At 56.9% G+C, this 8485-nt stretch carries 7 protein-coding genes and 1 tRNA gene; 5 read left to right on the top strand and 3 right to left on the bottom strand.

Going from position 1 to position 8485, the window contains the following annotated elements; genetic code table 11:
- A partial coding sequence (locus tag DW796_RS03685; RefSeq protein WP_233539652.1) for a sugar nucleotide-binding protein occupies positions 1–1085 on the top strand: 1085 nt, incomplete at its 5' end.
- A gap of 37 nt (positions 1086–1122) precedes the next feature.
- On the opposite strand, the gene DW796_RS03680 is transcribed toward DW796_RS03685, so the two are convergent.
- Genes DW796_RS03680 through DW796_RS03670 form a run of 3 tightly spaced genes read right to left on the bottom strand, consistent with a single transcriptional unit; the run spans position 1123 to position 5464 of the window.
- On the bottom strand, positions 1123–3612 hold the full coding sequence (locus DW796_RS03680) for a YfhO family protein (protein ID WP_147351011.1): 2490 nt from the start codon (positions 3610–3612) through the stop codon (positions 1123–1125).
- Positions 3518–4486, bottom strand: a complete 969-nt coding sequence (locus tag DW796_RS03675) for a glycosyltransferase family 2 protein (protein ID WP_118094284.1) — start codon at positions 4484–4486, stop codon at positions 3518–3520. The genes DW796_RS03680 and DW796_RS03675 overlap by 95 nt, the downstream gene beginning before the upstream one ends.
- Before the next feature lie 6 nt (positions 4487–4492).
- A complete protein-coding gene (locus DW796_RS03670; protein WP_118094283.1) occupies positions 4493–5464 on the bottom strand; it encodes a glycosyltransferase family 2 protein in 972 nt (323 codons plus the stop codon).
- A 160-nt stretch (positions 5465–5624) separates the two neighbouring features.
- Between DW796_RS03670 and DW796_RS03665 the strand changes: the two genes are divergently transcribed.
- The 4 genes from DW796_RS03665 (at position 5625) to DW796_RS03650 (ending at position 8442) form a co-directional block, all read left to right on the top strand.
- On the top strand, positions 5625–6470 hold the full coding sequence (locus tag DW796_RS03665) for an ABC transporter permease (RefSeq protein WP_233539651.1): 846 nt from the start codon (positions 5625–5627) through the stop codon (positions 6468–6470).
- An 11-nt stretch (positions 6471–6481) separates the two neighbouring features.
- Positions 6482–7249 (top strand): ABC transporter ATP-binding protein, encoded by a 768-nt coding sequence (locus DW796_RS03660; RefSeq protein WP_118094282.1) that lies wholly within the window; start codon positions 6482–6484, stop codon positions 7247–7249.
- Positions 7250–7303: 54 nt separating this feature from the next.
- Positions 7304–7380 (top strand) — tRNA-Arg (locus DW796_RS03655).
- 75 nt (positions 7381–7455) lie between these two features.
- Positions 7456–8442, top strand: a complete 987-nt coding sequence (locus tag DW796_RS03650; RefSeq protein WP_118094281.1) for an acyltransferase family protein — start codon at positions 7456–7458, stop codon at positions 8440–8442.
- Positions 8443–8485 lie beyond the last annotated feature (43 nt).

Raw genomic sequence — 8485 nt, 5'->3', positions numbered from 1 at the left:
CCTTCCAGGCCCTGGAGGACGGCACCGCCTACACCTACCTGGTGGACGCCCACTGGTCGCTGGAGCTCAAGAGGACCTACACCTTCGTGAACCTCGCCGACCCCGAGCTCGCCATCGAGTGGCCGATCCCGCTGGACCAGGCCACCGTCTCCGAGGCCGACCTCAACCACCCGATGCTCAAGGACGTCGTACCCATGGCGCCGAAGCGCACCCTCGTCACCGGATGCAACGGCCAGCTGGGCCATGCGGTGCGCGCGCTGGCGGAGGAGCGCGGGGTCGCCAAGGACTTCGACTTCTGCGACATCGACACCTTCGACATGTCCGACCCGGCGGCCTACGCGCAGTACGACTGGTCGCTCTACGGCACCGTGATCAACTGCGGCGCCTACACGGCGGTCGACAGGGCCGAGACCCCCGAGGGACGCGTGACCGCCTGGAAGGCCAACGCGACCGGCCCGGCCCTGCTCGCCCGCACCTGCGCCGGGCACGGGATCACCCTGGTCCACGTGTCGTCCGACTACGTCTTCGACGGCACGGCCGAGGTCCACACGGAGGAGGAGCCCCTCAGCCCGCTGTCCGTCTACGGCCAGACCAAGGCCGCCGGCGACATCGCCGTGGCAGGGTGCCCGCACCACTACATCATGCGCTCCAGCTGGGTCATCGGCGAGGGCCACAACTTCGTGAAGACCATGAAGGGGCTGTCCGACCGCGTCGCCGACCCCGAGGACGGGCTCGAGCAGGTCACCGTGGTCGACGACCAGCTGGGGCGCCTGACCTTCACGCGCGACATGGCCGAGGCCATCTTCCACGTGCTGGGCTCGCACGCCCCCTACGGCACCTACGACTGCACCGGATCCGGCGCCGTCAGGTCCTGGGCCGACATCGCCCGCGCCGTCTTCGAGGCAGCCAACGGCAACGGCGACAGGGTCGCGCCGGTGTCGACCGCGGACTACTACGCGAACGCCGCGGGCCCCGTCGCCCCGCGCCCGGTCCACTCCGCGCTCGACCTGTCCAAGCTCGAGTCGGTCGGGTTCAACATGCCCGACTGGGAGGAAGAACTGGGGGAGTACCTCAAGACGCTCTAGCCGCTATTAACTTTTCGAGAGAAAAAGCCGCCGCTTGTTAACGGCGGCTTTTCTTATGCCTGGCGTATAGTCCCGCTGCAATAAGGGCGGCTGCGGTCGCCAGACTCACTGCAAGTCCCGCAAGGGCACCCGGAGTCTTGTAGGTCATCACGACCCTATTCGCGCCTTTCTGTATGTTCAGGGACGACAAACCCTTATCGGCGGCGGGCGTTAGTTCTGCGGCGGTTCCGTTTACCGTTACGTTCCAGCCCTCATCGTACGGAACGCTCAGCAGCAGGTTGCCGTCATCCTTGGCGGTATACTCGCCTTCGATCCTTCCGTCCTCAAAAACCGTCGGAACAAATTCGCTCGTCTTAAGCGAGTTAATAATCTGCTCGAAAACGTCCAGATTGAGGGCGTAAAAGACCGGCTCATTGTCTTGGGGCATGTCTGTATAGCCCTCTGCGACTCCGATTGACACCGTATGCTGGCTCGGGGCGTCCGATGCATCCGCAATCTGGCGGATATTATTGTCGAATCTCCAGGCCTCGTTTTCGATCGTTCGCTGGTCGATGGTAAGGGTGACGGGCCAATAACTGCCGGCAGTCGTATCTTTGTTGATGTAGAGATACCCGATGGAGCTTGCCGGAAGAGTAACGCTCCATTGCTTTAAGCTATCGTTATTCTCCGTGCTCGTGGCCTCGATCTTGGTATAGAGCTCGACCTCGCGGCCTAGGATTTTGCTGTAGAGGTCGTTCTGCTTTTCGAAGGGGTTCTCGCTCTTCAGCGTGCTGTTTTGGATATCGCTTGAGGCTGCGACGCCAATGCTGAGCGCATAGGGGTTCTCGTACACCGCGCTTGTAGAGTCGGCCTGATTCGTCTTGGCCGAAACGTATCCCGCAGGCGCGTTCTCGGGAATGGCATACTTGACTCCCAGTAGGGCATCGACGGCGAGAATGGGCTCGGCATAACGGGTTGAGAATTCGCCAATGCTGCTGTATCCAAGGGAGTTGAGCAGTGCGATGGCCTGCGGGTTATTTGCGGATGAGTAGGACGACAGCTGGTTGTACCCAAGCGCTAAGCCCTCGTTGAGGGCAGCGCTATCGGCGCGCGTGGTCGTTCGATCGATACGGTAGAATGACGCAGGATCCTGGGCTTGAATGGTTGTGATCGTGTTGGTTGCGGTAGTCACATAGGTGCAGTTGGCATCTTCGGAATAGCCTGCGTACAGTTGGTTCCACATCACATGGGCGTTGATAAACAAATCAATTGCGGTGATTGTCAGGATTGGTAATACGACGGCGGGTCGATAGGCATGACGAAATTTGGGCTGGCCCTCGAACACCTGCAACGAATAGCCTGCGGCCCACATCGTAAAGAAGCCCAGCAAAAAGGCTGTGCGCGAATAGAACCCGTTGGGAACGCGCATGCCGCACCAGATGTACTCGAGCGGGCTCAAAACGGAGCTAGCGATCAGGACGGCTGTGACGACGAACGTTGCGATGCGTATCCTGGTCGAAACCTTGCGGTTAAACAGTAGGCTTATTGCAAGTAACATCATGATGACGCCGCAATAGAACTGCGGCGTATTCCCGTTATTCACCCACATGCCGGGGATGAAGCCCCTGATGAGCGATTTGAGGCCTGTTTTAAGCAAAGGTCCAAGTGCCAGCACGGGGCCGCCTTTTGCCATGGCAAGGATGGTCGGCAAAAAGGTCCAGGCGGACAGGAGCAACCCAAGCAGCATAGCCCCTGCAAATCGTAGGACTCGGTCGAGCGTGAGCATCCAGCTATATCCTTCTGCAGCGACGTAATCGACAAACTCAACCAGTACGAAGATGCTGAGGAACAGGATGCTGATATAGGCCGTATACCAACAGAACATGACATTGAGAGCAATCGCAATAACGAGGCGTATCATTTTTTGTTTGCGAATGAGCTCGTAGCATCCGAAGGCGCAGATGGGTAGCAGGATAAGGCAATCAATCCAGAGCGGATTACACAAATTACTTATGGTCCAACTGCAAAACGTAAATGAGAGGGAAAGCAGGAATGCTGCGGGCTTGGACAGGTTAAAGCGCTTTTGCACATACCAAGCGCTGCTGATGTGGATGCAGCCCAGTTTGAGCGCGGTTATGGCAAATACGAAGAGCGTCAGCTTGTCTGCGGGAAACAGCACACAGAGCAGGTTGAAGGGGCTGGCGAGGTAGTAGCTATAGAGCCCCCATGTGTTCATGCCGAGTCCCTGCGAGAAGGAATAACGAAGGTTTGTCTCGCCTAAAAGGACGCGGCGAAACCACGCAAAGAAGTCGATGTATTGGTATTTGAGATCGTTGGTGAGAAACGAGTTGTCGCCAAAGGGGTAGACATGCCCCGCCGCTGCAAGTGCGATAAAAAGTGCGACGGAAAACGCGAAGCAGGCGGCGTAGAGCGCCACATTCTTGAGTGTGCTGTTATTGGGTCGTGTCATCAGATTCCTCGTTGGATTCTCGAATGATATAGATGGGACGTCGTTTGGTTTCCAAGTAGGCTTTTGCCAAGTATTCACCGATGATTCCTAAGCACAGAAGCTGCATGCCGCCAAACAGCGTTATGAGGCAGGCGAGGGACGGCCATCCGCCGACGGGGTCACCCCAAACAAGCGTCTTGACCAGGATGACGATGAATCCCAGGATGGCAATGAGACAGAAAACGATACCCGTGAGGGCGGCGAGGGAGAGCGGCGCCGTGGAAAACGCGACGATGCCGTCGATGGAATAGAGGAGCAGCGACCAAAAGCTCCATTTGGTCTCGCCGGCCACGCGGTTGACGTTTACGTAGGGGAGCCATTTGGTCTTGAAGCCGACCCAGCCGTAAATGCCCTTGGAGAATCGGTTATATTCGCCCATGGAGATGATGGCGTTGACCATAGGTCGCTTCATGAGCCTAAAATCGCGTGCTCCGTCGACGATGTCGGCCTTGGAAATGCGGTTAATGATCTTGTAGAACATACGGGCACAGAACGACCTGATGGGAGGCTCGCCTTTGCGGGTGGTCCTGCGTGTGGCGACGTTGTCGTAGTCTTCGGTTTGTAAGATCTCGTACATCTGCGGCAGGAGCGAGGGCGGGTCCTGCATGTCGGCATCCATGGTGGCGACATAGTCGCCCTTTGCGTGCTGGAGTCCGGCGAGTAGTGCCGCCTCCTTGCCAAAGTTGCGCGAGAAAGAGTGCCAGCGGATGGCGTATGGATGCGCCGCCGCGGCTTCTGCTTTCATGACGGCGAGCGTTTTGTCTGCCGAGCCATCGTCGATGAGGACTGTCTCAAAGGAGATGCCGGGGTCTTGCTGGGTCATGATGCGAACGACGCCATCGAGCTCTTTGAGAAAGATCGGAAGTGATTCCTGCTCGTTGTAGCACGGCACGACGATGGAGATGAGCGGCATAGTGGTTTACCTCTCGCTTGGCTTGGAAGTGGGGTGGCCGAGCTGGTCGTCGTAGGCGTATTTGCTGTACACGTTGACCTCCCACTGCTTTTTTTCGACCTTTGCCACGGAATCGAGGACGAATCCGGTTGCAAGGCTCAGACCGCACAGGAACATAAACGACGCGGCGAGCATGGCGGTGGGGAAGCGCGGAACGAGGCCGGTGTGGAAATACTCGACAACGATGGGCATGCCCAGGGCGAGGCCGATCACCGCAAACAGAAGCGCTACGAGGCTGAAGAACTTCAGCGGGCGGTAGTCCTTGAACAGCGTGCCGATCATCGCGACGACTTTAATGCCGTCGCTCACGGTATTGAGCTTGGACTCGGAGCCTTCCGGACGGTCGCGGTACTCGATGGGCACATCTTTGATGCGCCAGCGGTGGTCGACGGCGTGGATCGAGAGCTCGGTTTCGATCTGGAAGCCCTCGGAAAGCACGGGGAAGGTTTTGACGAACGGGCGGCTCATGGCGCGGTAGCCGGTCATGACGTCATCGAAGCTGTAGCCATAGATCCACTTGATCATGGCGCGGACCAGATTGTTGCCAAAGCCGTGGAAGGCACGCTTGTTCTCCTCGGCGTAGGTGCCGTTGGAAAGGCGGTCGCCTACGGTCATGTCGGCCGTGCCGTTAAGGATGGGCTCGCAGAGGGCTTTGGCAGCCTCGGCGGGATAGGTGTCGTCGCCGTCGACCATCAGGTAGCAATCGGCGTCGATATCGCGAAACATCTGGCGGCACACGTTGCCCTTTCCCTGACGGGGCTCAAAGCGGACCGTGGCGCCGTGCTCGGTGGCGATGCGTGAAGTATCGTCCGACGAGTTGTTGTCATAGACATAGACCGTCGCTTGCGGAAGCTCGCGGTGAAAGTCGTCGATGACTTTGCCGATCGTGAGGGCTTCGTTGTAGCAAGGGATGATGACGGCGATGGATTCAGAATTCACTCAATGCTCCTTATACTTTCAATCCTTGAAAGTATAGCCGTTTGGGCTTGGCATCCTAAGATGTGGGTTAGTTCTCCAGTTTTGTTGCGCGAATCGTTTGCATGGCCGTCGGGTCTATACTGTTCGTTTGTCAACGATTACGAGTAAAGGAGTTGCATCCGTGTCGGATCAGACAAAGCAACAAGAAACTCGCAGTCTGCCTGCGACGTTTGCTAAGAACGAATTTGAGAAGGATGCGTTTATCCTTCGTCAGCTGGTTACCAAGGATTTTAAGATCAAGTATCGCCGTAGCGTTCTGGGTGTCGCATGGTCGGTGCTCAATCCGTTGCTGATGATGATCGTCATGGCCATCGTGTTCTCGACGATTTTTGGCCAGGGCCGCAATGGCTCAATGACGCCCGAGATGTACCCGCTGTACTTGATCGTGGGTAACATTACCTTTGCCGTCATGTCCGAGTCTACGAACCAGGCCCTGACGTCTATCGTGGGCGCTGCCCCTCTGCTCAAGAAGGTTAAGGTGCACCGCTGGGTCTTCCCGGTGCAGAAGGTGCTCTTCTCGCTGGTCAACTTTGCCTTCTCGCTGGTCGCCGTCGCCATCGTCATGCTGTGGTTCCGTGTTATGCCTTCTTGGCACCTCATTCTGCTGCCGGTTTGCCTGCTGCTGCTTATGTGCTTCTGCATGGGCCTGGGCATGATGCTCTCTGCTCTTACGGTCTTTTTCCGCGACGTTATGCATCTATGGAGCGTCGTCATTACGGCGTGGACTTACATTACGCCCATCTTCTGGACGACTGACTATATTGCGCAAATGCCGCATCTCGTGCGTATCTTGATGTATGCGAACCCCATGTATAACTACCTGCAGTTTATGCGTGATATCTTCCTGTTCCAGACCACGCCCTCGCTTTTGACGTTTGGTATGTGCGTCGCTTGGGCGGTCCTTGCGCTTGTTATTGGCTACACCGTGTTCCATAAGTCCGAGCGCAAGTTCATCCTCTACATCTAAGGAGTGCTGTGATGACTGAATCTGTTGTTGATTACAGCGAGCAGCCTCTGGCTGTCGAGGTCGACGACGTCACCATGATCTTTAACATGGCGTCCGAGTCGCTGACCAACCTCAAGGAGTACTTCATTAAGCTTGCCAAGCACGAGCTGTTCTTTGAGGAGTTTAGGGCACTTAAGCACATCTCGTTCGATATTCATCGCGGCGAGGTCGTGGGTCTGGTCGGCACCAATGGTTCCGGTAAGTCTACTATGCTCAAGATTATCGCTGGCGTGCTTGAGTCTAGCGAGGGCAGCGTTAAGGTCCATGGCAACATCGCACCGCTGATTGAGCTCGGCGCCGGCTTTGATCCTGAGCTGACGGCCCGCGAGAACATCTATCTGAACGGCGCCCTGCTCGGCTATACCAAGGAGTTCATCGACGCCAACTTTGACGGCATTATCGAGTTCGCTGAGCTTCAGAACTTTGTCGACATGCCGCTCAAGAACTTCTCCTCGGGTATGGTGGCGCGTATTGCCTTTGCAATCGCGACGATTACCGAGCCAGATATTCTGATCGTTGACGAGACGCTGTCCGTCGGTGATGTGTTCTTCCAGCAGAAGTGCGAGGCCCGCATCCAGCACTTTATCCAGAGCGGCGACGTGACGGTTCTGTTCGTTTCGCACTCCATGGAGCAGGTTGAGCGCATCTGCCAGCGTGCCGTTTGGATTGAGAAGGGTGACCTTCGCATGGACGGCCCGGTCGATGAGGTCTGCAAGGCGTACCGCGAGCAGTTCAACTAGGTTATAATTACTTGCGCCTGACAGGTTTGCGCTTGCTTGGGCGTGCGGTTATTTGCTCCATTAGCTCAGTTGGATAGAGCAGGGGACTTCTAATCCCAAGGTCGACGGTTCGAATCCGCCATGGAGCACCATCGTTTATTAAGCCCGGACCGCTTGGTGGTCTGGGCTTTTTTCATCTTGTGTGCTGCGATTTTGAAGGGTTCGCCATGGGAAGCAAAAGGCTCGACTGGATCGATATTGCAAAGGGAATTGCAATGATTCTGGTCATTGTGGGGCACACCGTCCCAAATCCTTCTCCCTTGCGGCACGCGATCTTCTCGTTTCGCATGCCGGTGTTCTTTATTCTTGCCGGGTATACGTTTAGGCCGAAGCCGTGGCGCGAGCTGCTGAGTGGTTCGGTGTCGCGCCTGCTGGTGCCGTATGTGGTTCTTGCACTGGCGTGGCAGGTGCCGACGTTCTTGATGAGCGGCGCTCCTTTGACGAGCGGTACGCTGGTTGCGGGGCTTAAGACGCTTGTGTTTGCCTCGGGCGTTGATGTGCCTGGGCTTGGCGTTACCGCCGTTGGCATGGCATGGTTTTTGGCGGCGCTGTTTACGTCGCGCCTGCTGTTTAATGTGCTCGTGCGGTTGTTTGATCGCCGCGGAATTGGGGTTGTTTGGCAGGGCGTTGTCTGTGCCGCGATTGCCTTTTGCGGTTTGAGTGTGTCTCGATTAATGGGCGTTTACCTGCCGCTCGATTTGGATCTGAGCTGCTATATTGTGCTGCTGATGTGGGTTGGCTATACGGCGCGCCAAAGGAGGCTGGAGCCGAGCGTGAGCAAGCCTCTGCTGTTTATTGGAGCCGGTGTCGCTTGGCTTGTCCTTGCCGCGCTGAGTGGGCTTGAGCTTTCGAGCCGCCGCGTGGATGGGTTTGTGGCTGCAACAATTGCCGCTCTTGCCGGCAGCTACTGCGTGTGCTGGGTTTCCATGGCGCTTGAGAAACTGAAGGACGTTTCAGTTTTGGGATCCTTTGAACGAGCACTCGTGTTCTGCGGACAGGCTAGCCTCGCCATCTTTGCAATCCACGCGGTCGATTGGTTTATTCCCTGGCAGACCATGCCTCTGCTTATGACGCTGTCAGCATCGTGGCTCTTCGCATCAATTGTGCGTTGCGCCTGCGATATTGGATTGGCGTACGTAATCAAGAGGGCGTAATAACGGCGGGGAGGACCAACTTGGCCCTCCCCGCCGTATCTAG

Origin of the sequence: Collinsella sp. AM31-2AC, assembly GCF_003469285.1 — a bacterium.
In the GTDB taxonomy this organism is placed as follows: Bacteria; Actinomycetota; Coriobacteriia; order Coriobacteriales; family Coriobacteriaceae; genus Collinsella; species Collinsella aerofaciens_AT.
Note: the sequence above shows the minus strand (reverse complement) of the source record. Positions and strands in the feature narration are given on the sequence as shown.